At 38.9% G+C, this 24,118-nt stretch carries 21 protein-coding genes and 2 riboswitches; of the genes, 3 read left to right on the top strand and 18 right to left on the bottom strand.

From position 1 onward, the window contains the following. Nucleotides 1–97: 97 nt before the first annotated feature. The 15 genes from ABE65_RS02905 to ABE65_RS02835 all read right to left on the bottom strand — a co-directional run bounded on the left by ABE65_RS02905 (nt 98) and on the right by ABE65_RS02835 (nt 17,950). Entirely contained in the window at nt 98–919 is an 822-nt protein-coding gene (locus ABE65_RS02905) for a hypothetical protein (RefSeq protein WP_066391210.1), read from the bottom strand. A gap of 141 nt (nt 920–1,060) precedes the next feature. Then, nucleotides 1,061–2,440, bottom strand: a complete 1,380-nt coding sequence (locus tag ABE65_RS02900; protein ID WP_197480332.1) for a vWA domain-containing protein — start codon at nt 2,438–2,440, stop codon at nt 1,061–1,063. Between the two features lie 15 nt (nt 2,441–2,455). Next, nucleotides 2,456–2,662, bottom strand: coding sequence for a hypothetical protein (locus tag ABE65_RS02895; protein ID WP_066391209.1), 207 nt, complete (start codon nt 2,660–2,662; stop codon nt 2,456–2,458). A 21-nt stretch (nt 2,663–2,683) separates the two neighbouring features. Further along, nucleotides 2,684–4,357: a transglutaminase domain-containing protein gene (locus ABE65_RS02890; RefSeq protein WP_066391208.1), complete on the bottom strand. Its 1,674-nt coding sequence runs from the start codon at nt 4,355–4,357 to the stop codon at nt 2,684–2,686. A 135-nt stretch (nt 4,358–4,492) separates the two neighbouring features. Next, on the bottom strand, nt 4,493–4,696 hold the full coding sequence (locus tag ABE65_RS02885; RefSeq protein ID WP_066391206.1) for a hypothetical protein: 204 nt from the start codon (nt 4,694–4,696) through the stop codon (nt 4,493–4,495). A gap of 24 nt (nt 4,697–4,720) precedes the next feature. Further along, complete coding sequence (locus ABE65_RS02880) at nt 4,721–6,097, bottom strand: vWA domain-containing protein (protein ID WP_066391204.1); 1,377 nt, start codon at nt 6,095–6,097, stop codon at nt 4,721–4,723. Between the two features lie 529 nt (nt 6,098–6,626). Then, complete coding sequence (locus ABE65_RS02875) at nt 6,627–7,166, bottom strand: hypothetical protein (RefSeq protein WP_066391202.1); 540 nt, start codon at nt 7,164–7,166, stop codon at nt 6,627–6,629. 29 nt (nt 7,167–7,195) lie between these two features. Next, nucleotides 7,196–7,723, bottom strand: coding sequence for a hypothetical protein (locus ABE65_RS02870; RefSeq protein ID WP_066391200.1), 528 nt, complete (start codon nt 7,721–7,723; stop codon nt 7,196–7,198). Between the two features lie 127 nt (nt 7,724–7,850). Beyond that, nucleotides 7,851–8,597: a prepilin peptidase gene (locus ABE65_RS02865; protein WP_066391198.1), complete on the bottom strand. Its 747-nt coding sequence runs from the start codon at nt 8,595–8,597 to the stop codon at nt 7,851–7,853. Nucleotides 8,598–8,759: 162 nt separating this feature from the next. Further along, entirely contained in the window at nt 8,760–10,058 is a 1,299-nt protein-coding gene (locus ABE65_RS02860) for an NCS2 family permease (protein WP_066391196.1), read from the bottom strand. A 328-nt stretch (nt 10,059–10,386) separates the two neighbouring features. Further along, a riboswitch (purine riboswitch) is annotated at nt 10,387–10,488 on the bottom strand. A gap of 102 nt (nt 10,489–10,590) precedes the next feature. Continuing rightward, complete coding sequence (gene guaA, locus ABE65_RS02855) at nt 10,591–12,120, bottom strand: glutamine-hydrolyzing GMP synthase (RefSeq protein ID WP_153236462.1); 1,530 nt, start codon at nt 12,118–12,120, stop codon at nt 10,591–10,593. A gap of 163 nt (nt 12,121–12,283) precedes the next feature. Next, nucleotides 12,284–12,385: riboswitch (purine riboswitch) on the bottom strand. Between the two features lie 40 nt (nt 12,386–12,425). Beyond that, a complete protein-coding gene (locus ABE65_RS02850; RefSeq protein ID WP_066391193.1) occupies nt 12,426–14,624 on the bottom strand; it encodes a transglutaminase domain-containing protein in 2,199 nt (732 codons plus the stop codon). After that, nucleotides 14,611–15,882 carry a DUF58 domain-containing protein gene (locus ABE65_RS02845; RefSeq protein ID WP_066391192.1) on the bottom strand — a complete coding sequence of 424 codons (1,272 nt, stop codon included), beginning with the start codon at nt 15,880–15,882 and terminating at the stop codon, nt 14,611–14,613. Before ABE65_RS02845 ends, ABE65_RS02850 begins: the two co-directional genes overlap by 14 nt. Next, nucleotides 15,882–16,856, bottom strand: coding sequence for an AAA family ATPase (locus ABE65_RS02840; protein ID WP_066391191.1), 975 nt, complete (start codon nt 16,854–16,856; stop codon nt 15,882–15,884). Before ABE65_RS02840 ends, ABE65_RS02845 begins: the two co-directional genes overlap by 1 nt. 383 nt (nt 16,857–17,239) lie before the next feature. Continuing rightward, a complete protein-coding gene (locus ABE65_RS02835; protein WP_066391189.1) occupies nt 17,240–17,950 on the bottom strand; it encodes a hypothetical protein in 711 nt (236 codons plus the stop codon). A 305-nt stretch (nt 17,951–18,255) separates the two neighbouring features. Between ABE65_RS02835 and ABE65_RS02830 the strand changes: the two genes are divergently transcribed. From ABE65_RS02830 to ABE65_RS02820, 3 genes are all read left to right on the top strand, one after another. Continuing rightward, nucleotides 18,256–18,780, top strand: coding sequence for an ECF transporter S component (locus ABE65_RS02830; RefSeq protein WP_066391188.1), 525 nt, complete (start codon nt 18,256–18,258; stop codon nt 18,778–18,780). Between the two features lie 129 nt (nt 18,781–18,909). After that, nucleotides 18,910–19,317, top strand: a complete 408-nt coding sequence (locus tag ABE65_RS02825) for a YhfM domain-containing protein (protein WP_156499104.1) — start codon at nt 18,910–18,912, stop codon at nt 19,315–19,317. A 138-nt stretch (nt 19,318–19,455) separates the two neighbouring features. After that, nucleotides 19,456–20,637, top strand: coding sequence for a DUF4317 domain-containing protein (locus tag ABE65_RS02820; RefSeq protein ID WP_066391185.1), 1,182 nt, complete (start codon nt 19,456–19,458; stop codon nt 20,635–20,637). 114 nt (nt 20,638–20,751) lie between these two features. Here the strand turns inward: ABE65_RS02820 and ABE65_RS02815 are convergent, their stop codons facing one another. The 3 genes from ABE65_RS02815 to groES form a co-directional block, all read right to left on the bottom strand. Beyond that, complete coding sequence (locus tag ABE65_RS02815; protein WP_066391182.1) at nt 20,752–21,873, bottom strand: restriction endonuclease; 1,122 nt, start codon at nt 21,871–21,873, stop codon at nt 20,752–20,754. A gap of 201 nt (nt 21,874–22,074) precedes the next feature. After that, a complete protein-coding gene (groL, locus tag ABE65_RS02810; RefSeq protein WP_066242575.1) occupies nt 22,075–23,712 on the bottom strand; it encodes a chaperonin GroEL in 1,638 nt (545 codons plus the stop codon). A 101-nt stretch (nt 23,713–23,813) separates the two neighbouring features. After that, a complete protein-coding gene (gene groES, locus ABE65_RS02805) occupies nt 23,814–24,098 on the bottom strand; it encodes a co-chaperone GroES (protein ID WP_066242572.1) in 285 nt (94 codons plus the stop codon). Nucleotides 24,099–24,118: the final 20 nt, after the last annotated feature.

The raw sequence follows: 24,118 nt of genomic DNA, 5'->3' as shown, positions 1-24,118 counted from the left end.
AATGATTTGAAAGAGTCTTGGGCGAATCCGTAGGTTTTTTTTTACTTTTGCTACCCTAGCAATTAGAGTTGCCCTTTGCCCCCGAACCATTTACAAATTAGTTTCTTAACATAGATAGAGCTTCAATTTCAAAGTCTTTATCGCTCCTCTTGTTTGAGTTCTCAATAAACTTTTCTTCCCAATTGTTGGATTGGTCATAAAACACTCTCTTATTTCCTTGTTCATCTACCTCAAACTGTTTTAAGTTCTCATAGATATCATCTATATATTTTTTCCCACTTAAAAAACTGAAAATGTCTAATGCTTTTTTTATATTCTTTTTATCTTTCCCACCACTGTTATAGTTTTTTAACTCTTGAGTTAATGCAGTAAAATCTACTTTCATGCTAAGTTGTAAGTATAGATTTTTATATTGCTGAATAGAGAACTCATTCATTAAAAAGTCTACTTTATCTACACTTGATTTCTCTAACACTCCTAGTTTAATCACTTCATCATATAATTTTAGTGCATCATCATGTAATGTCTTAAATCTTAAAAATCCGTTATCTAGATTTGTAATTTTTGAAACAGCATTATTCACGTGAATTGAGTTAGATTGTACAAAAGGTTTAACTTTTTCTAATAAATGTATAGTGTCCTTAAATACAGCTGTAGGTTTATTCATTTCCTCTCTACCTTGATAAACAATGCCTGTGAGATATGAATTAAATTTTAAGAATAAGTAATAAGGGTCTATGGCTTCATCTCTTCGGCATTCCGTCCCATTGGTTTCTAATGCTAGATATCCTTTTGCCTTGCCAAATTTATTGTATACGCAAAATTTATAGAAACTATCATGAATAGCAACATTGTATTTTGCTATTTCAATAGTCTCTAAGAACCGCTTATGTTTTTTAAACTTTGCTTCAATAGCCATGACTCATCTCCTTAACAAGTAAGTACTTCCCTTGAAGCATTATCCCTCTTATAAATTTTAAAAACTCCTTGACCTTTTAAAACGATAATAATAGTCTTTGTTTTATACCTTAAAGGTGTTAGTTTCTAGTTCCACACTTTTCTACTTCTGCTTATACTTCTCTTCAATAGATTTCTTCATTTCTCCATACGTTTTATCATTGATAGACTCCAGATAACTTACAACTTCCTCTTGAGACCTGTCTGTTAAGTATTTTTGTTCATCCCTTTTATCACTAAGATAGTTGTACATTTCTTTAGTGATCATCTTTTTTTCATAATATAAATAATCAGAAGCAGAAATTAAGTTACTATTTTGTTTATCCCTTTTACGTCCCCAATCATTAGAGAAAGCTAATATCATAAAATTCCGGTCTACTTTTATCGCATCTAAATCACTAAGTGAATCTCTTTTCCATCTATCCCACTTTTCCGCAATATCTTGAGCAGATTTAAATTGTTCACTTAATCCCTTTTGGTCATTTACATTTGCATAGATTCCTGCACTAGCATCAGCTACATTTCTTAATTGTTCTTGACCCTTCGCATCAACATCAAAGCCAATCACAGTTACGATTGGTTTAATATTAGAATCTGCCAAACTCTTAGCGACTGCTACCGGATCACCGCCGCATGTGTTTATACCGTCACTTACAAGAAAAATAATATTTGTATTCTGGTCTCCGTTGTATTCAGCCATATCTTCTTTTGCTTCATTTAATGCAAGGGTTATAGGTGTCCAACCAGAGGGGTTGAATTTATTAAGTGCTTCTTCAAAGTTATTCTCTTCGTAATTTTCCATAGCGTACACAACCTCGCTGCTCTCACATGAGAGTTGCTTATCCTGGTCAGATCCACTCCCTTTATGTCCATATACACGAAGAGCAACATTTGCACCTTCTGGTAGGGAAGAGGAAAACTCAGTAATAGAATCCTTAGCTAACTCCATTTTTGTTTTTCCGCCAATTTTACCGTTCATACTTCCACTAGCATCAAGTAGTATCTCTACATTTAAATTCTCTTTGAACTGAAAACGAGGGTCTTCTATATCCGGGCTACCGAATGATTCCATTTTCCATTTTTCTAATACAGTTTGAGGATCGATATAGTCCTCCTGAAACAAATATAATAAATTGTTCCAATATAGTTCCTTCTCTGTTTCGGAAGCATCTTCTGTTATTTTCGGGAATTCATCTAAATCTTTGTGTACCTGTTTCTTTTCATCCTCAGGTAATATTCCTATTGATTTACCAGCGTTCTTTCCTCCAGGATATTGAATCAGTTCATCAGTATTAGTAGGTGCATTAGGAATATTTTCTTTTAGAGATGTCTGATTCTCTTTTTTCTTTTCAGTCTGCGATTGTTTAGTAGGTTCTTCTGTTTTATTCTTACTTGCTTCTTCACTGGTACAAGCAATTAATAAAAATAAAGATAAACTCAGGAACGTTAATTTTACATAGCTCTCTAATTTCATTTTCCCCATATTCCTCATTTCCTCTTAAGCTCTCATTTCTTCTTTTTCTCTTATCTTCTGGATATGATTATGCTTCATAGCTGGCAGTGCCAGGACTACTGGAATAATAAAGAACGGAAATGATTCTTCTCCTATGAAAAAGAGAATCAAACTTAACGGTGCGACAAGCCCGTAGATTAATAGATATAGAAGAAAATAAACACGTCTCCAACGTTTTTCTTTTTTGGACATATCGCACCTCATTCTCTAAGATTAAAACTCCACCTCTTTTTTCGTATGTGTTTTCTGAAACTCCGCTGGCTTCGGATCAAAGTATTCCATCGTAAACTTTGGAACGAACTTGTTGTTCTGCAGGTAACCTGATCCCCATGTTGGGTCCATCGTTAACCAGCGTCCCTCGACCTTTGTCTCCACCCACGCATGATTTTGTCCGGCAAATCCTGTTACCATTTGTGCTTCCATACCACTTGCACGTAATAGAGCAATCGCTAAATACGCAAAGTCCTGACAAACGCCTTCTTTTTCGTCCAACGTTTTTAACGCACTGTCATCAAACTCAAACGTTCGATTGTTTAGCTTGTCTACGTCATAGCTCACGTTTTTTGCAACATACTCGTAAACCGCTAGCGCTTTTTCTTTATCAGTTTTCTTATTTTTTGTTAGTTGCGCTGCTAATTTCTTAATCTCAGGAGCATCCGACTGAATACCTCTAGACGGCAAGGTGAATCGTTGATCACTCGTGTTTGTATTCTCAACCGAGAATTTTGCTACGCCAACAAAGAACTGCATATATCCATTCGTTTTATTAAATTCAGGTGCCATAACGGATACATCGTACTTCCCAGGTCCAAAACGGAGGAAAAACTCTCCATCAAATTTATTGTTCTTAACCGGGATCGCGTACATCGCTTTTTGGTCGTCTTTCTCTGTCTGAACAAAAACGACATTTGTCTTGCTCGCACCCTCACCTTTAGGATCAATACTTCCTTTAATCTTATAGCTCAGGTCCGCTTTCTCACCGCCTACTTCTGGCGTCTCAAGCTTAAAGCCTTTTTCTTCGTAAGCAGAGGAGTACTTCACAGGTTCAAAGGATTCACCAGATAAATTCTTTACATATAAGTGAGCCGCATCCGTAAAAAAGTCGGTCGATCCTTCTTTAGGCGTCATAATCTGTACCTCATGAACACCCGCACCATAATAAAGAGGGATTTTTTGTGCGAACTTTCCATTCTCAACCGGAATCATAATTTTAGTAGATTCACTTTCTTTCTTAAGCTCAACCATGAGCTGTTCAACACTGGAATCAGCAACGTCACCCTCTAGCTCAAAAGACCCATCTCTTTCCATATACCCATTTATGGAATTTTTTAACTTTAAATCGTATTGAAACGCATTCTTCGTATAAGCAATATCTCTCTTGATCTCAGGGTTCACGTTCTCTACATCAAATGAGGCAATATCGTAATAGTAATCTTCAGCCGTATCACTCGGCACACTCACTTTAACAGAATAATTTCCCTTCCCATTAAACAGCTGAACCTTTTGTTCAAACTTGCCTTCCTTTAAAGGAGCGTAATAACTGAACTCTCGACCGTTTGGCCCTTCTTGATCACTCCTCACCTTAATCCATACATGATCTGACTTGAAGCTGTTATACTTTTTCGCCTTACCTTTAATGAGTACCGTCGAGTTTGCCGTAAACTCTTTGTACTTAGGGCTAGATAACGTCGCTTCCACTTCTTCTGCGTAAGGAAGAAGTTCTAGTTTCTCTAATGAGTTCTCTTTATTTGCTTCCTCAGCGAGCGTTGTATACTTATCTTTTTTTGCTTCTTGTTCAGGTTTGGCAGAAGGATTTTGATCTGTTGTGCAGGCGGTAAGTGCCAAAACCATGAGAATTAGAAGAAAACTGGTTAGTTTGTTTTTCATTTAATAATCTCCTTTGATTATTTTTCAAAAAGAAAGAGATGGGGTTTCCATCTCACTCACACGACATTATTATATTTAAAAAATTATTACGCACTTCATTTGAAAAAGTTCCCAGTAAGATCGATATTTGTTCAACTATACATTTTGTTCTTTTTCTCGGATACTGTTTATATGATTTTTCTTCATCATAGGCAGACCTAAAGCGATACCCAACATCGCATACGGAAACCCTTCATTTCCGCCTAACCACATGAAGAGATTATAAGGAACATAAATACCATATATAAAGATGTACATCATCATATAGAAACGACGCCATTTCTTTTCACTTTTTGACATCAAATTCCCCCTAGCGAATATTCTCTAATTAAGTTTGTATTTCTCGTTTATATCCTGCTTCATTTGTTCAAACGTTTTTTCGTTCATGGAATTTAAATAATTTTCTACTTCTAGACCTGACTTCTCAATAAACTCATTTAATTTCTCTTCTTTATCTTTTAAAATCTCTCTTTGCTCTCTCGTTATATAATCCTCATTTGAAAGATAGGTAATTGAGCCACTAATATTATTAGATAGCTTCGTTTTTTTACTGTCCCATTCATTGGTAAAACCAAGAGCCTCAAAATAACGTTCTACTTTTATGGCATCCGCTTCTCTTAGTGAATCTTTCTTCCACTGCTCCCAGCGTTTTGCTATTTCTTCAACTCGCTTAAATTCTTCCTTTAACTGAGTTTGATCGTTAATATCTGTATAGATTCCACCAGCTGCGGCAGCTACATCCTTTAATTGTTTTTGCCCTTCTCCATCAACATTAAAGCCGATAACGTTAACGATCGGGGAAATATTAGAATCTACTAATTTCTTGGCTGCTTCAACAGGATCTCCATCACATGTTTCAATACCGTCACTCACTAGGAATACAATATTGTTATTCTTTTCTGCAGGATATTTCGCTAAATCTTTATGTGCCTCTTCTAACGCTAATGTGATTGGCGTCCATCCTTTAGGCTGAAATTGATTCAGCGCTTTATCAAACTCAGTCGAATTATAAGATGCTATAGGATAGACTAGATCGGAGCTTTCGCATGACAGTTTTTTATCCGAGTCCGATCCACTCCCTTTATGACCATATACTCGTAATCCCACATTTGCTTTATCAGGTAAAGATTGTACGAAGGTATCAATAGCATCTTTGGCTAATTCCATTTGGGTTTTACCTTTCACCTTCTTACCCATAGAACCGCTTGCATCTAAGATAATTTCCACATTATAATTTTCTTTAAATTGAAATTTAGGATCTTCAATATCGGGGCTACCGAACGAATATAATTTCCACTTGTCAACAAGAGTAGCCGGGTCTGTAAAGCCATTCCAATAGAGGGCTACAAGGTTATTGAAATACAAATCTAGCGTTTCTTCATTCGCTTCCTCATCCAGTTTAGGCATGTCTTTTAAAAGGTCTTCCTTCACACCACTCGTAGTATCATATACTTCTTTTCCAGCAAATTTTCCGTTTGGATATGCAAAAACCTCATTAATAGAAGTGGGAGCTGGTGGAATTCCCTTTTTTAATTTACTATCAGATTCTTTCGTTTCAGGCTTACTTTCTTTTTTAGTTTCTTGCTTATCTTCCTTTTTAGAATCTGCAGGTTTATTCGCTTCTTCTGAGTTGGTGCATCCTGTGAATAGAGTTAGTAAAAGGAATAGAAACAATAGTGTTTTCAAGTTTCTAAAACTCATTTAATACCATACCTCTCCTGTTTATACATACTTCTTTGTTACATAATTTCGGCTTGAAATCTAGAACAACTCACTATTTATGATGAAAATTCCGAAGACCTTTCTCATTTATTGTCCTGATACTCATTTCCTACAAAAATCAAATTACAACAAAATCTAATAGTTATGTAAAATCTTTTAAATTTTTTCTATGGCAAAACTATCACAGAAATTCTTAGGGCGTCAACCTTCTAAATCCTTGCTACATAAAGGCTTATTGAACTTATCCACAACCTTCTTACTACCTTTGGCAATGTTCGACTTTTTCCGACACCTCCCCGAAAAATTCCTACTAGGAATATCCTCATGTTATATATACATAAATATCCATTTTTACATTTGTTTTTTCCTCTAATATTAAAATTATAAACCTGAAAATCACTAAATAAGCGCTTTTAACGATCAGAAGTAGATAAATTCACTTAGGTAAAAAGAATTAAAATAAAAAAACACCTAAACCAACGTTTGGGTGTTTTCAAAATTCTTTTCTCTATTTCTTTAACTTTCCTAGCCATCTCCACGAATAGCTATAATGCGTGGTATCATAATTTGTATTTTTAAGCTCTTTTTTCTCTCCAGGTTTTAAAGTAACGGTTTCCGTAACGTGTGTAAAAACTTTCTTTTCTTGTCTGTTCTTAACCGTAATCTCGATTTTCCCTTTGTATGTATACTGTTTGTTAAAATTAGCTGCATAAATGTTATAAGCTGTAGACCATCTGCCCTTTTCCGAAATAACGACAACCTCTAAGTTCTTAAAGGATTCATTGTTACGATCTCCTCTTTCGTGATAGGTTTCCTCAAGTGTTTCAAACGCTTGTTTCTTCATATGTTCATCCATTACATCTGAAACCTTTATAATTCCATTCATCACTAGCAGGCATGTAGCAATACATCCAATCGCCCAATATACCCCTGTTCTCGTTCTACCTAACTTTTTATAGTGAACGAATGAGCTAATGGCTAGAATAAGTCCAAATGCAAAAGCTCCTATGTTAAACCAGATCACACCACTCAAATAGTCATTATCCATTTTCGTCCTCACCTTTTTAAAACTTCAATTTAATTAAGTTCACCTTTCCACTCCCAGGAATATGAATCGTAAAAACTTGTCCCATCAAAATGATCTATTTGTTTCTTTTCCCCTGGTTTTATAGTGATTTTTTTAGTTGTGTATTCCCCGTCAACTATTTTATTATTGATGATGGTTTTTATATAGACCTTTCCATGAAATGATACCTTTTTATTAAAATTAGCTACATAAATATAATGAGTATCTGGGCCCTTATTTTTATCAGTTTTAAGTGATAATTCCAGGTTAGCAAAAGATTCTTCTTCATTTCCTCTTTCTTCATTGTTTTTTTCCATTTCTGTATATGCAGCTTTTACTCTTTGCTCGTCTGAATAGTTCACGTACAGAATTATCCCATTAAAAAAAACCATAACTCCTATAAAGACAGCTGTTCCCCAGAGTTCAGCTCGAATTTGACTAACTTTTTCTTTCTTTTTCTTTTTGTAATAACCTATTCCAAATATTAATGCTAAAATGAACGCTAGTATATTCGTAAAAATAATTAACCACATTTCCAACAAAACCTCCTAACTTAATCCCCTTCTATATGTATTCGTAATCCTCTATAACCTTCAAACTACTCTAATTTTCATACCCTACTTACGCTCAATCCAAATCAAAGTTTCGACATAAAAAAAGTTGAGGTTAAAAGATCAACCCCAACAACTCTTCACTATAATAAAACGTCACTAACGCGCCTACCGCTAAATATGGTCCGAACGGGATTGCGGTCTTTCTGTTATATTTCTTCGTTACCAATCCTACGATTGCGACTAATACTCCAACGATGGACGCGACCATCAGTGTTAGATATGCTCCTTGGAACCCAAGTACGAGTCCTAATACGCCCATCAGCTTAATATCCCCACCGCCAATTCCGCCTTTTGAGAGAATGGCTAACAATAACAAAAATAAAAATCCGAGCAAACTTCCGACGGCAGCGTCTACCCAGCCTCTAGTTTCAAAGATCACTTGTAAAGCTAGGAACCACACGAAAAACACGATCAGCACTTTGTCTGAGATAATAAAGTACAACAAATCGGAAACGGTAATGATGGCGCATAATAAAATGAGTGAACAGGCTAACAACAATTGGATAGAGAACCCGTATTTTATGTATGAAAAACTATAAAGAGCACCAGTTGCGAGTTCTACCATCGTATATAAAAGGGGAATCCCTTTCTTACATGATTTACACTTTGCACCCGCAGCTAGAAACGAAACAACGGGAAACAGCTCGTACCATTTTAATTGCCTTTCGCAATGGTCACATTGTGAACGTTCTACACCTATTACCTTCATTCCCTTTGGCAGACGATAGCCGATCACTCCGCCGAACGAGGCTAATACTGCTCCTACTACAAAAAACCAAACAGTCCACATTGCTTCCATTTCCCACTTCTCCCTTAATCTTCATCCTGCACACTATTATAATGAAGAAACTTATTTTTTGCATCTCTCTTCCTTAAAGTTATCGGCTATCTTTTTTATATGTTTTCCTGCCCATACAAAAAAGGAATGCCCAAAAATGGACATTCCTACGAAAGTTTTTCACTATTCAACTAAGAATACGAAATAGCTGATGAAGACGATGAAGAGAACCCACATGATCGGGTGAACTTCTTTGAAACGTCCTTTTACTGTCATTGTTAGTGGGTACATAACGAATCCTAGTGCGATCCCTGTTGCGATGCTGTATGTGAGCGGCATTGCGATCAGCGTTAAGAATGCTGGTACTGCGATTTCTAAACGGTCCCACTTGATTTTACTTAATACAGATACCATTAGTACACCGACGATAATAAGCGCTGGTGCTGTTACAGATGGTGTTACGACAACTAATAATGGTGAGAAGAAAAGAGCTAATAAGAACAACCCACCTGTTACAACGGATGTGAATCCTGTACGTCCACCCGCTGCTACACCGGAAGCTGATTCAATGTATGCTGTTGTTGAAGATGTTCCAAGGATCGCACCAACTGCGATCGCTGATGAATCGGCGAGCAAAGCTTTACCTGCACGAGGCAGCTTGTTGTCTTTCATGATTCCTGCTTGTGATGCAACTGCCATCAATGTTCCTGCAGTATCAAAGAAATCAACGATAAAGAACGTTAGAACAACGATCATCATATCTATGGTGAAAATTTGATCAAAGTGAGAGAAAGCTTGTCCAAATGTTGGTGCAAGACTCGGAATTGCTCCTACGATTTGATCTGGCTTATTGATCAAACCAGCAAAGATACCAACTACAGCTGTGATTACCATTCCGTAGAAGATTCCTCCACGAACGTTTCGGATCATCATTAAAATTGTAATGATGAAACCAAAGATGGCAAGAAGTGTTGGACCTTGTGTTAAGTCACCAAGAGAAACCAGTGTTGCTTTACTTGGCGCGACGATTCCTGCGTTTTTCAATCCGATGAATGCTATGAACAGTCCGATACCGGACGCTGCAGCAAATTTAAGATCTTCCGGGATTGCGTTTATGATCGTTTCGCGAATTTTAAATAATGTAATAAAAATAAAGATAATTCCAGACATCAATACGCCAGCAAGTGCTGTTTGCCACGGGATATCCATGACCAAGACTACTGAGTAAGCGAAGAATGCGTTAAGTCCCATACCTGGAGCAAGTGCGATCGGATACTTCGCTACGATCCCCATGAAAAGAGTTCCAAGCGCCGCTGCAAGTGCAGTTGCCGTGAACACGGCACCTTTATCCATGCCCGCATCGCCTAGTACGGATGGGTTAACGAATAAAATGTAAGCCATCGCAAGGAATGTTGTTAATCCCGCTGTTGCTTCTTTTTTGTAAGAAGTGTTGAACTCCTTGAAACCAAAATACTTTTCCATCTATATATCCCCCTATACCCTGTCTACGTATAAAAACGATAGCTATTTCAAGTCGCTTTTGGATGAGGTTGATTTCCGTTTCAGGTGCTCGCTTTCCGCGGGGCAAGCGGTGAGCCACATTCGTACGTTTCACGTATAAGTGTCTCACCTGCACGCCTGTCCCGCAGGAGTCTCGCACCTTGCACTACAATCAACTTTCAAAGATGAAATTCAGCGACTAGCAGCAATCTATAGAAAATAACTAACAAAAAGACCCAAGGGACAAGCCCTTGGGTCTGAATACGTAAGAGTTAATGAAACGAGGCCTATGCAAAGAGAGCATGTGCGCCATGTTTCAAAAATCCTTCGTAGTCAGACCATTTACGGCAGTCTGGTAGAAACTTTCGGGCCATATCCCCGAATTTATACGTAGGAAATACATTTAATTTTTAATTACTACTTGAGTATAGGTCGAACTTTGTCGTACGTCAAGCATTTTTACGAATGATTTTATGTTATTTTACGATAATCGTTCGTGTTTTCGCTCACAAACCTATTCCCACTCGATCGTTGCTGGTGGCTTAGACGTAATATCGTACACCACGCGGTTGATGTGATCCACTTCGTTTACGATACGAGTAGAGATCTTTTCAAGAACGTCCCAAGGGATACGTGCCCAGTCAGAAGTCATTCCGTCGATCGACGTTACGGCACGAATACCGATCGTGTAATCGTACGTACGAGCGTCACCCATTACACCAACACTACGGATGTCAGGTAGGACTGTGAAATATTGCCACACTTCACGCTCTAAGCCTGCTTTCGCGATTTCTTCGCGAAGAATGAAATCAGACTCACGAACGATCTCTAATTTTTCTTCTGTAATCGCACCAAGTACACGAATTCCTAGACCAGGGCCTGGGAACGGCTGACGCCAAACGATGTGCTCAGGAATACCAAGCTCTGTACCTACTTTACGCACTTCATCTTTAAAGAGTGTGTTAAGTGGCTCGATCAATTTAAACTGCATGTCTTCAGGAAGTCCGCCTACGTTATGGTGAGACTTGATCGTTTGTGCAGTCGCAGTACCGCTCTCTACGATATCTGTGTAAAGCGTACCTTGTGCAAGGAATTCGATGCCTTGTAGGTTTGACGCTTCTTCATCAAATACGTAGATGAACTCGTTACCGATGATCTTACGCTTCTTCTCAGGATCAGATACACCTTCAAGCTTGCTCAAGAAACGCTCTTTCGCATCAACTTTGATGATGTTGATATTGAATCCTTCGCTGAATGTTTTCATAACTTGATCAGCTTCATCTTTACGAAGAAGTCCGTGATCAACGAAAATACATGTTAACTGGTCACCGATTGCTTTATGAACAAGTACGGCTACAACAGAAGAGTCAACGCCACCTGACATTGCGCAGATCACTTTTTTGTCGCCAACAACGTCACGGATCTTTTGAATTTCGTCTTCGATCCAGTTTTCCATCGTCCAGTTGCCTTCACATTCACAAACGGATTTTACGAAGTTATCAAGAAACTCGATACCGTACTCTGAATGACGAACTTCTGGGTGGAATTGTACGCCGTAAAGTTTACGAGATACATCACTCATCGCCGCTACAGGGCAAGAAAGACTTGTAGCGTCCGTTACGAAACCTTCTGGTGGTGCAACAACTAAGTCGCTATGGCTCATCCAAACCACTTGTTGTTCTGGAAGATTCTCATAAAGCTTGTTCATGTTCGTTACTGTGATCTCTGCTTTACCATACTCACGGTGGCTTGCGCGCTCTACTTTACCGCCGAAGTGGTAGCTCATCAACTGCATACCATAGCAGATTCCAAGCACTGGAATATCAAGATCAAAGATAGCTGGATCACAAGCTGGTGCTCCTTCTGCGTAAACAGAGTTAGGTCCACCAGAGAAGATGATTCCTTTTGGATTCATTTTCTTTATATCTTCCGCCGTAGTCGTGTGCGGATGTAATTCACTGTATACTCCTAAGTCACGGATACGACGTGCAATCAACTGATTATATTGTCCACCGAAATCTAACACAACGATCATTTCACTCATTACGTGCAAATCATTCGTTACGCTCATGTACTTCACCCCATCTATTATTATCAGCTATAGTATCCGTCAGCTTGTCTATCTTTACACTTTCTTTATAAAACAAAAGAATTCTACCCTTGTTTTCCACATACAAAAACAAAGGCAGAATTCCTTAAAATGTAGCTATAAAGAATCCTGCCTTCATAGTCAGGTCATTTTCGGCAACCCGGTAGAGACTCTCGAACCTTATTATCGAGGATATACGAAGGAGAATATTATCTGACACTATAATCTTAAAGACATTCTAACAATGCCTGTTATAGCGGTCAAGGGCGGATTCTTTTAATTAAATTTTCCCACAATTCTTTATGGAAATCATTCCATAGATCTGTCTGCTTTTTCGGACTGAATTGCACGCCTTCATAAGCTTTAGCGAGGATCCTCATGTCCTTTGTATCAAGCTCTCTGTCAACATACAGAGCATACTCTCTCAGTGTAAAAGCAGGTCTTCTTTTTAAGCCGTATATCTTTAATAACCACATCAGGCGTTCGAAGGCTTCTTCAAAGCTATCAGCGCCTTTTTTGTGTTTATAGCGCCAAATCGTGTACTGACGAAGCCATTTTCTGCGGAACAGATAAGCGATTCCAGCGATCACAACAAGACTGATTAACAAAATAACCGCTAACGTTCCAACAGATTTCAGGATTGAATCCGAACCTGTTTTTGCTCCTGAAGCAGAACTATCTTCCTTCGTTACGTCTTTTTCAGGCTTGTCCGGTTGAGTCGGAACAGGTGCAGCTGGTGTGGAATCTTTCTCTTCACTCTCTGGCTCGAATGGATTATCAAATCCGCGCGTCGGCTCAAAAGGAACCCATCCGATTCCTGAAAAATAAACTTCTACCCAAGAGTGAGCGTTTGCGTTGGTTACGGTATATTCACGTAGACCGTCTTTACCTAGTGCCTCAAAGGTTCCAGGAGTAAAGCCTTTAACCCAACGAGCAGGTATGCCGACAGAACGCAGCATCACGGTCATCGATGTTGAAAAGTTATCGCAATACCCTTTTTTCGTTTCAAATAAAAACTGATCGACGTAATCTTCATCGCGTTTTGGAACCGCAACTTCAATCGTGTTATAGCCATAAGCGTTCTTAGCAAAATAGCTTTCGACCGTTTTAACTTTATCGTAGAGCGTTGGTTGGTCCGCTGTAACTTCTTGCGCAAGGTCTTTTACCCGTTGTGGCAGTGTTTCAGGCAGCTGCAGGTAATTTTCTGTTATTTCTTCGGGGTATTGATCGGTTGAAGCTTTTAGCTGCTCTTCTTTTATAACAGGCAGCTGATAATCCATCTCGTATTCCGTAAGCTTCTCTTCTCTTCCATCTTGAAAGGTAGAAATTTTTCCGTTCACACCATCTAATTGATAGTTGATACCCGGATCCGCTTGAATGTTGGTCAGCTTTCCTGGAATCATTAAAAATGAGTATTCTTTTCTTTTTTCCGCTTCAATGCGTGCTTTATGGTCTTTCATTTCTAATCCATCTTCCCAGATTCTCGTATAATTCGTATCGGCTGAAGGATTATCTGCTTCTAAAGCGATCGCCTGAGTCGGAATCTTATTCTCCCACCCTTTACCGGTATAGAATTCTTTGGTTTCGATCCGCCAATAATGCCTTCCGTTATCATAAGCGGTGAAGATTGGCGTATAGTCGAACTCAAACGGCCCACCAAGTTGGCTGTCGTTTTCACCATAACCAATCTTTGCTATACCAGGACCTTTCCCTAAACCTTCTTCATCGCCTTTCCCAGACAGATTCTGAAGAAACGGAACAGGATCTGGCCAGATCGGGGATGCTTTTGGTGCAACATATCCGAGAACTGACGACAATGCGATAACACCAGAAAGTGGTGCCACCCAGAGCACAGGAAACTTTCCTTTTAAAAGAGAAAAGCCTTGCGTTTCAATAATTTTCATCATTCTTAAAATACCGACCAAAATCAGTCCGATGAAAACGGTACGGATGATTGCGAACTTCCCATCATAAACCGTAAATGTATCGAGTATCGAAATGTAGATCACCGTAATTAAGAAGAACAGAAAGATTCTCCGGGTTTGGACGAGCCAATAATGCATCAAATAACTGACGAGCCAAAGTAGAATAAAAAACAATAAACTCCGAGAGAGCGACGTCATCTCATCCCAGTTTTGATCGGAAAACAGCCCCAAGTTGTATTGAATGTCTTCGATTAAAAAAGGAACCCATTTAAACGACAAGAAGACATCAAAGAAGTATAGAGAATGAAGCGCATATAACATCGCTCCTAATTTAACCGGAAATGAGATCCAAAACGGAAGCTGAAAATACGTTACGATAAACAAAAAGAGCGTGTACATCACGAAAATCTGGATATCGTTCGTCGTCGTAAGCTCTTTTAATGGTCTTAACCACTCCCATAAAAGAAGAAAGCCTAAGCCGTACAGAACTAAGACGTGTAGTGTTGACGCTTGCTGCTGATTAGATTGAGGCATACGTGCCACCTGCCTTCAGCGATTCGTTAAAGTCAGAACCAATCATCGGTGTTACAGGCACACCGAACTGTCTGATTCGAGAGATATACGTGAGTTCTTGACTCTTAAGTTTAGAATCAAGCGCTAAGTAAAAGAAAATCACGTTCGTTTGCTGTCTAGATGCGATAAGCTCGAGCGTTTTCATCGTGTATTCAGAAAGGTTCGGCGAAATGATAAGCGCCGTTTTACCTTCCATAAAGCCTGCCATGTATTCTTGTTTCAATCGTTCTTCAAACGGCAGCTTCACGTCTGACTTCACTTTTGCGAGTTCGTGAAGAATCCGCCATTCTTGGTCGGTCCCTATGTTCATCGGGATCTCTTTTCCAGATAGCGGATGATAGCCGATCGAACCACCCTTTGAAATCGCATAGTGAACGATCGATGCCGCAAGTGAAACGCCACGTTCAAACAGCCAATCCTGCGTGCCGTAACTCTTTTCACAATGATCAAGCACAATCACAAAATCATCGTTCCGCTGCTGTTCGAACACTTTTGTCAGCAGCTTGTTCGATCTCGCACTCGCTTTCCAGTGCAGCCAGTTCATACGATCGCCGGCCACATAATCACGCACACTGACCGTTGATGTATAGTCGGAAAACGAACGCTTCCCGACTTTTTTCATACCTGATTGAAGCATCTTTCCCGCTTCCCACCGCTCGATATCTTGATACTGCGGGTACACAAAGATCTGGTCTTGAACGGAAACACTCGTACTTTTTAAAACAAAGCCAAAGATATCTCCTGTACTGATTTGAATCTGATCAAATTTAAATAACCCACGCGGTGCAGGATTAATCGTATACGAAAATTCTAGGTTTTTGCGGAACAACGGAAACAACAAAATACGAGACTGGATCTGATGCGTATTGCCCTCGTATCGCGTTTCACGAAGCAGCACCTCTGGCAGAAGGTCCTCTAACACAACATAAAAGAGTGGAAAGTTGCTGCGTCGTTTGATAACAATTGTCACTTCTATTTCTTCGCCTGCCATCAGCTTGGTTTTAGAGATATATCGCTCCACTTTTAACCGTTGTATCGGATAAAAAGCCATCGTAATGGAATAAAGTACGAGCGGAAGAACACTGTAAAATAGAAACCAGCTTACGAAGCCTCCCTGAAACATGGCAAAAGAAAACGTAACAAGCAGTAAGAAGATGATCCCTGAAAACCCGATCGGCGTTTTATACCGCTCCCGAAATTTATGAAGAAACGCCTTCATTATGCATGCTGTTCCTTATGAATAGGTGCTGGCACGCGGGCCAAAAGCTCATTGATTACTTCTTCAGCTGAAACCCCTTCAAAACGAGCTTCCGGTTTTAATAACACACGATGAACAAGAACATACGGTGCTAAGTATTTCACATCATCAGGGATTACAAAATCACGGTTCATCAGAAGGGCAAAAGCCTGTGCTGCCTTTAATAACGCAAGCGACCCACGCGGACTGACGCCTAGCGCAATGGACTTATGATTACGTGTACGATTGATCAGGTCGACGATATATCGCTTGATTGAATCTGATACGTAGATGTTCTTCACGGCTGTTTTCAGTTCTGAGATCTCTTCAGGTGAGATGGCTGGTTTAAGGAGGTGGATCGGGTGTTCGTTTCCGATCACGTTCAATACGTTAAACTCTTCCTCTGGAGTCGGATATCCCATCGTCAGCTTCATTAAAAAGCGGTCAAGCTGTGCTTCTGGAAGCGGATAAGTTCCTTCGTATTCGATCGGATTTTGTGTGGCCATAACTAAGAACGGATCGGGCAATATGTGCGTCTGCCCATCAACCGTCATGCTCATTTCTTCCATGGATTCAAGAAGTGCCGATTGTGTCTTCGGTGATGTACGGTTGATCTCATCAGCGAGAATGATGTTTCCTACAAGAGGACCAGGCCGAAATTCAAAACTCATATCTTTTTGGTTATATATCGATACTCCCGTCATATCAGACGGCAATAGATCTGGTGTGAACTGGATGCGGTTAAAGGTTAGGCCCAGGGATTTAGCGATAGATCGCACCATCATTGTTTTCCCTACTCCTGGTACGTCTTCAAGTAAAACATGTCCCCCTGCTAATAACGAAACAAGCGTCAGCTCTGTGACCTTTTTCTTACCTACCATAACTTTTTCTACGTTTGCGATAACCTCTCTAAGTTGAGGATGATATTCAAATGTCTTTTCATTTCTAGCGTTCATGATAGACTCCCCTCTAACATTTCTGTCTCTACATTATTTAATTTTTTCTTTCCTTTAAATATTCTCATCACACAGACGATATTCCTTGTTTTTTTACAAAAAAAGAGAAGATTCGATATAAGTGAACAAATAAAAAAAGATGCACCCTATACAGTGCACCGTAATCGTACTTTCTGATGTTGTTTTGCGTTCTTAAACTCTAATTTCCCAAGCTTAATAAGTGTGCTGTTTTTGTAGATATTTCTCGGGAAATTGTAGAAATATGACGATTGAATGTTGAGGATTGTATCTTGTATCGTTATAAATCCATATCGGGTCAAGTTATATCTATACAAAAAGAGCTTTGTAACGGTTAACCGTATCGCCCCCCGATACACACAAACTTACTTTCTAAATAAAGATAGAATGGCTTCCCATTTGCTTTTCGGCCGGCTTTGCACTACGATTTCAAGTCGTCTATTGAAATCGTTCTGCAGACGCCATTCCTTGACCTGTTCTTCTCTTAACTTTTGAATTTCTTGCTGCAGAAGTTCACTTTTCTCTTTTTCCTGTTCTAATAATGTTTCGTATTGTTCTTTTTGTTGATTGGTCAGCTTCTCAATCTTTGCGTTCGTTTTCTGAGCTGCGTTTCCTACGTTTGCACTGATTGCATGATGATCTTGTTGAAGTCTTGAAACGGTTACTTTAAGCTCTGACATATCGTTTGTGAGCTGAGCATTCATCTCTCGTGTTGCTGCTAGTTCATTCGCTAGCATCATTAAGACTTCTCGTAATTGGTTTGGGTCTTGTGGAAGGTTCTCATATGTATCGGGTAGCGCTACGTCCGTTTGAACTGTTTCTTTTAGTCTCTCTTTTTGTTGAAGCACAATATCTTTAGCTGTATCGTCTAAAGGCTTGTCTGTATCGCGTAGCGCTATGAGCGATTCGATATCAGATTGAACAAAGATACGGCGATCTCCATCCTTTAAAAACTCGTATCCGTTTCGCTCTAGTATTTGGCCATACTTACGGACTGTCGGTGTTGCGATTCCTACTTCTTCTGCAACTTCCTTGGAGGAGAAAGCTCGTTCATTCGGTTGTATATCACGTCGCATATCGGGCCTCCTTCATGTCTTTTCATCTATTGCTTATATCGCCATGCGATACATATCGTTTAATTCCTCTACTATAGGCATTCGCAATGAACTGTATCGATACGTCTATGCTCTACAAAATAGATTTCGGCAAATGTGTCGTTCTCCCCTTCTTTCCTTTTGAGAAACTCGCTCATTCCACTAGTTTATTTTTCTATTTCTTCACCCTACCCATAAAATAGCTGTTTTCTAAAAGAATAAGGACATATATAATGAATAAGTGCAATCATTTTTTTACATTCATTTTTTATGAAAGAGGTTATGGTATGAATACTACTTATTCATCAATACAATCGACTAAAACAAGAATGTTAGTCATCAGCGCACTATTCGTGGCACTAACGCTTGTTGCAACAATGTTCATCAACATCAAGCTTCCGATCGCAGGAAACGGTGGTCTTATCCACTTGGGTAACATTCCTTTATTTGTAGCGGCTTTTGTTTTCGGTAGAAGAACCGGTGCTATTGCAGGTGCTTTCGGGATGGGTTTGTTTGACCTCCTATCCGGATGGACAATATGGGCTCCGTTCACATTTATCATCGTTGGGGCAATGGGCTATGTAGCGGGCGCTATATCGGAAAAAGTACCAGGCAAACGTGTCCTCGTCTATTCCTTAGCAGTTATCGTTGCTATGCTTATTAAAGTGGTAGGCTATTATTTTGCAGAAGTTGTGCTTTATAGCAACTGGATTCAACCATTCGGATCAATTCCAGGAAACGTTCTGCAAGTTGGATTTGCTGGACTTGTTGTGGTTCCACTTGTAGCACGTATTAAGAAAAGAATTCTTTAGTAACAGAGACCCTGTATCGTATCGGCTTAATCCCTATGCGATATGGGGTTTTTTATGTTTACTGGTGCCCTGAAACCTTTTAAGAATACAAATCGACTTACCTTAAAACGGATATCAAGAGGTGTGAAGATGAAGAAATCATTTCTTAAATTGTTTTTTATTACATTGAGTATCTTGTTAGCTGGGTGTAGCGTTTATTCTGAAAGTAAAGAGACTGCTCCGAACCTCATCATGCAGGATACCAAAGAGATGCTTATCGTTACAGGCGAAGTAAAGAAGACTTTTAAAAATAACAAGGCCGTTAGAATTGCTAGAGATGCGATACAGTCTGCTGAAAGAATACCAGGAATTTTAAATGTGTCAAAAAATAATTTAGAGATGACTCTAGTTGATTTGAATGGAAATAAAGAGAACTATTTACTTTGGTTACGAAAAAACAGTGACAGTGGAATGATTATGTATGCCGACGATACGAGTACAGGTTATACCCTTCAACGAGTTGATATTGTTAAATTTAAAAAGCTGTTTAACTTCTAAGGCAATCAATCTATGAACCAACAAAAACTTCACCTTCACACTTCACTCCTTCTGAATGTTAAAATAAAGAATACTTCACTGTTAGACATATAAAGAGTGTCGACTTAAAATCGCAACAACTTAGGAGTGTATACAAGCATGAACAAAAAAGATATCGCTCAAATACGAAAACAGTTCAAAAAAGAGAACGATCTACTGAAAATCTCCAGCATCTTTAATGTGTATATTACGAAAGAATCCAGCGAGATCTATCATCACGTGAGTCAGCCTTTTGAGATGCTAGATGCAGAACAACAGGAACTCTTCTTTAATAATTTTAAAAAATTGCTTGGTGGAAATCTCGATGAAAAGTTATTTGAATTAAAGTTTAATAGAAATGCTGAAAACAATAGCCAGCTTATTCTGCATCAGGGCTTACTTGCCAGCGATACAGAAAACTGGAAAGAACGCATGCTTCAAATGGTAGGGAAAATGCTTTTAAACCGTCAGTACGAAAAGGATATTGTGATCACTTTTATTAAGGGAGAATACTATAAGCCGACGAAGCGCAAAAATGATGAGGCTGAGATTAGTGAACGTGATGCTGTCTACTCCTTCCCCTTCATTTTGTGCAGCATAAACAATACGCAAGAGCCGAAAAAAGAACTGCTCTTTGATTATGTGGAAAAAGAGTTCAAGTACAATTTTGTGGTCGATCCTGTTATTAACCTGAACGCGCCGATCGGAGGATTTCTCTTCCCTTGTTTCAGTGATAATGCAGCAGACGTGAACCACATCCTGTATTCAGCAGGTAAAGTTCATGAGCCTGATTATGAGTTCATCGTGGACGTTTTAAATGGCGAAGAAATCATGACGGCAAAAGATGATAAAATCGTGTTTGAAGAGATCATTAAAGACGTAACACAGGATCAATTAAACACCTCTACCCTTTCCAATGTGTATGAAGAGATCAACCGAATGATCGAAGAGAACGAAGAGGAAGAACATCCTCGCTTAGATTCCAAAGACGTTGAACGCGTTTTGAAAGCGAGCGGTGTGGAAGATATCAGTGTGGAGAAGGTTGAATCAGCTTTCCAAAAAGTTATTGATGATGATAAGTATGAGATCAAAGCAAGCAGTGTTGTACCGAAATACAACTCGAAGTCGATTAAGATTGATACGAAGGTAGCTAAAATCTCGATAAGTCCACAAGACTTAAGGTACGTGAAACAAGTGCAGCTTAGCGGTAAACGTTACCTCATGATTGAAGTTGAGGAAGATACGGTGATTGAAGGGTTTACGATGATTCCGGAGGCTTTTGGGGAGAAGGCGAACAACTAAAATTTTTAGGCGTTTTTTTACTCCTATAATCTAAATGTTTATTTTGTATAAAAAAGCTTTTCAATGAAGATCTTATGAAAAGCTTTTTTATTTGTAAATCATAATAGTGGAGTGCTATTCACCTTCGAAGTAAGAAAAATCTACTTCTTTTACTACAATTTTTTTCTTAACACTAACACCTATATCATTTTCAATCATTAATTTTGCTAATTTTTTCCCATCTATTAAGATTATTTTTTTACTTTCAAGACGTTCAACGTATTCCTCTGCACCCCTAGTAAAGTTAGATGTAGTAATAAAAATGCCTTTCCTAGCACCTTTAGCATCCAAAGCTCCAGAAAAACTCATTACATCCGGTCTGCCAACTGTGTTTTCCCATTTTTTCGCTTGTATATATATATTATCCAGACCCAACTTATCTTCTTTAATTACACCATCTAATCCACCATCATTAGTCTTTTCAGTTACTTGGCCATCTCCATATCCCATTGCAGTAAGTAGTTCAACAACAATAGTTTCAAGTCTTCTCCAATGAGCCTGTTTCAAGTAATCTATTAAATCATTTATTAAATCATTTTCTATTTCCTCAACTTTACCTCGAATAATGTCATATGGATCAGTGACATTTTCCAGTTCATCAATCTCTTCTTTTGTTGTTTCCAAATCATCGTTTAATAATTGTAATCCATCTTCTGTAATTTGGTATGTATATTTACTAACTTCTTCTATATACTCTTGTTTCTTTAATGAATATCTCGCTAGTCTCATTCTATGAGAGAAAATAAACTCTTTACTGTCAGGATAAGTTAAACTTTTCTGATCATCTGTTAGCGAGAAATAGGATGAAACTCCATCATTTATCATCGTAGTCGTATAAGGCTTTTTATCGTTAATAAACTTTAAAACTGCTATTACAAGCTCTTTTTGACTAGGAAGTGAATTTGCCTGTATCTTTTCATCGTAACTTATAAAATTTTTTGCTTTTAGTTTATGAGCATTAACTGGTATACCTTCTTCATTAAAAATTTTTAGAATTTCAGTACTGGAATATCCTTTCTCACTTAATTCTTTAACTAACGAAAGAACCTTATAAGATTCGTGATTAAAATACTTATTAGAACCATCATTTTGTACGGGAATGAACTGTTTGAAAATTTTAATCCATCTTCTCCCATTCGCTTCTGACCAACCAACCATGTTAGACAAAGCTTTTTGAGTCATTAAATCTATTTTCATATAGTACATCTCCAAATTCCTATTTTTTACTAATTCTATTTTAACATCTTCGTTTTATACTGACATTAAAAAAGAAAAATGAAGTTGTTACTCTTGTTTCGAATGATTTTAATTCACAAAAAAACCACTTCCTAAGTTTATAGGAAGTGGTTTAATTTGCTATTTAATAAATTTGCTTTCCCTTTGTTAGAGAAGAGCAGCTTACATCATGCCGCCCATTCCACCCATGCCCATGCCGGACATGTCAGGCATTCCGCCGCCAGCGTTTTCTTCTGGCTTATCCGCGATTACTGCTTCTGTTGTAAGGAACATTGCAGATACGGATGCTGCGTTTTGTAGCGCTGAACGTGTAACTTTTGTTGGGTCAACGATTCCAGATTCGAACATGTTTACCCACTCGCCAGTTGCAGCGTTAAATCCAACTCCGATTTCTTCGTTCTTTAAACGCTCTACCACTACAGATCCTTCAAGACCTGCGTTGTGTGCGATTTGACGAACTGGCTCTTCTAGTGCACGAAGTACTAGTTTCACACCTGTTAACTCGTCGCCAGTCGCTTCTACTTGAGCGATTGCTTTTAGCACGTTAACTAGAGCTGTACCACCACCGGATACGATACCCTCTTCAACTGCTGCACGCGTAGAGTTTAGTGCGTCTTCGATACGAAGTTTGCGCTCTTTTAGCTCAGTTTCTGTAGCTGCACCAACTTTGATTACCGCTACTCCACCAGCTAATTTTGCTAGGCGCTCTTGTAATTTTTCTTTATCGAACTCAGAAGTTGTTTCTTCGAGTTGTGCTTTGATTTGGTTAACACGAGCTGCGATCTTAGAAGAATCTCCAGCACCTTCTACGATTGTTGTGTTTTCTTTTGTAACCACAACTTTAGAAGCTGTACCAAGCTGCGTGATGTTCGCAGTCTTAAGGTCAAGACCTAGCTCTTCTGTGATCACTTCACCGCCAGTTAGTACTGCGATGTCTTCTAGCATTGCTTTACGACGGTCACCGAATCCAGGAGCTTTAACCGCTACTGCATTGAATGTTCCGCGAAGCTTGTTAACTACTAATGTAGCAAGTGCTTCACCTTCAACGTCTTCAGCGATCAACAATAGAGATTTCCCTTGTTGAACGACTTGCTCAAGAACTGGAAGGATTTCTTGGATGTTCGTAATCTTCTTATCTGTGATAAGGATGTACGGGTTCTCAAGCTCTGCTTCCATCTTGTCAGAGTTTGTTACCATGTATGGAGATGCATATCCGCGGTCGAACTGCATACCTTCAACCACTTCAAGCTCAGTTGTGAATCCTTTTGATTCTTCGATCGTGATAACGCCGTCGTTTCCAACGCGCTCCATCGCTTCAGCAATCAATTGTCCTACTTCTTCGTCAGCTGCAGAGATCGCCGCAACTTGTGCGATAGACTCTTTGCCTTCGATTGGTTTAGAGATCGCTTTTAGTTCTTGAACAGCAGCAGCCGTTGCTTTTTCGATCCCTTTACGAAGTACCATTGGGTTTGCTCCGCTTGTTACGTTCTTTAATCCTTCACGGATCATCGCTTGAGCAAGAACCGTTGCAGTTGTTGTTCCGTCTCCTGCTACGTCGTTCGTTTTGCTCGCAACTTCAGCTACAAGTTTAGCGCCCATGTTTTCGAATGCATCTTCAAGCTCGATTTCTTTTGCAATTGTAACACCGTCGTTTGTGATTAGAGGAGAACCGAATTTCTTCTCAAGCACAACGTTACGTCCTTTTGGTCCAAGTGTTACTTTTACAGCGTTTGCTAGTGCATCAACACCACGAAGCATTGAGCGGCGTGCGTCTTCACTAAATTTAATATCTTTAGCCATGTAAAAACCCTCCCATTAATTTTAAAAGTTAGTGACTTACATATGCTTTATGTTTGATTTATGTAGCTTCAAAACATTGAAGCTTCCCAGTTACCTAACGATTAGCCTACGATCGCTAATACGTCAGATTCACGAAGAATCAAGTATTCTTTACCTTGGTACTTAACTTCTGTACCAGCGTATTTTGAGAAAATAATCGTGTTGCCTTCAGAAACTTCTAAAGAGATACGCTCGCCGTTATCCGTTACACGGCCCGTACCTACAGCAACAACTTTTCCTTCTTGAGGCTTTTCTTTTGCTGAATCTGGCAATACAATGCCGCTTGCAGTTTTTTCTTCACCTTCTACAAGCTCAATAATAATACGGTCACCTAGTGGCTTTAACAAGTGAAACACCCTCCTTAAAT

It is taken from the genome of Fictibacillus phosphorivorans, assembly GCF_001629705.1.
Classification (GTDB): Bacteria; Bacillota; Bacilli; order Bacillales; family Fictibacillaceae; genus Fictibacillus; species Fictibacillus phosphorivorans_A.
Note: the sequence above shows the minus strand (reverse complement) of the source record. Positions and strands in the feature narration are given on the sequence as shown.

Bases quoted from the DNA above. Each gene is read 5' to 3' on its own strand.
- ABE65_RS02860 (WP_066391196.1), bottom strand. From the start codon at position 10,058: ATGGAAAAGTATTTTGGTTTCAAGGAGTTCAACACTTCTTACAAAAAA.
- ABE65_RS02890 (WP_066391208.1), bottom strand. From the start codon at position 4,357: ATGAAAAACAAACTAACCAGTTTTCTTCTAATTCTCATGGTTTTGGCA.
- ABE65_RS02885 (WP_066391206.1), bottom strand. From the start codon at position 4,696: ATGTCAAAAAGTGAAAAGAAATGGCGTCGTTTCTATATGATGATGTAC.
- groL (WP_066242575.1), bottom strand. From the start codon at position 23,712: ATGGCTAAAGATATTAAATTTAGTGAAGACGCACGCCGCTCAATGCTT.
- ABE65_RS02875 (WP_066391202.1), bottom strand. From the start codon at position 7,166: ATGGATAATGACTATTTGAGTGGTGTGATCTGGTTTAACATAGGAGCT.
- ABE65_RS02840 (WP_066391191.1), bottom strand. From the start codon at position 16,856: ATGAACGCTAGAAATGAAAAGACATTTGAATATCATCCTCAACTTAGA.
- ABE65_RS02895 (WP_066391209.1), bottom strand. From the start codon at position 2,662: ATGTCCAAAAAAGAAAAACGTTGGAGACGTGTTTATTTTCTTCTATAT.
- ABE65_RS02830 (WP_066391188.1), top strand. From the start codon at position 18,256: ATGAATACTACTTATTCATCAATACAATCGACTAAAACAAGAATGTTA.
- ABE65_RS02845 (WP_066391192.1), bottom strand. From the start codon at position 15,882: ATGAAGGCGTTTCTTCATAAATTTCGGGAGCGGTATAAAACGCCGATC.
- ABE65_RS02900 (WP_197480332.1), bottom strand. From the start codon at position 2,440: ATGGGGAAAATGAAATTAGAGAGCTATGTAAAATTAACGTTCCTGAGT.
- ABE65_RS02850 (WP_066391193.1), bottom strand. From the start codon at position 14,624: ATGCCTCAATCTAATCAGCAGCAAGCGTCAACACTACACGTCTTAGTT.
- ABE65_RS02825 (WP_156499104.1), top strand. From the start codon at position 18,910: ATGAAGAAATCATTTCTTAAATTGTTTTTTATTACATTGAGTATCTTG.
- ABE65_RS02815 (WP_066391182.1), bottom strand. From the start codon at position 21,873: ATGAAAATAGATTTAATGACTCAAAAAGCTTTGTCTAACATGGTTGGT.
- ABE65_RS02820 (WP_066391185.1), top strand. From the start codon at position 19,456: ATGAACAAAAAAGATATCGCTCAAATACGAAAACAGTTCAAAAAAGAG.
- guaA (WP_153236462.1), bottom strand. From the start codon at position 12,120: ATGAGTGAAATGATCGTTGTGTTAGATTTCGGTGGACAATATAATCAG.
- ABE65_RS02880 (WP_066391204.1), bottom strand. From the start codon at position 6,097: ATGAGTTTTAGAAACTTGAAAACACTATTGTTTCTATTCCTTTTACTA.
- ABE65_RS02905 (WP_066391210.1), bottom strand. From the start codon at position 919: ATGGCTATTGAAGCAAAGTTTAAAAAACATAAGCGGTTCTTAGAGACT.
- ABE65_RS02835 (WP_066391189.1), bottom strand. From the start codon at position 17,950: ATGCGACGTGATATACAACCGAATGAACGAGCTTTCTCCTCCAAGGAA.
- ABE65_RS02865 (WP_066391198.1), bottom strand. From the start codon at position 8,597: ATGGAAGCAATGTGGACTGTTTGGTTTTTTGTAGTAGGAGCAGTATTA.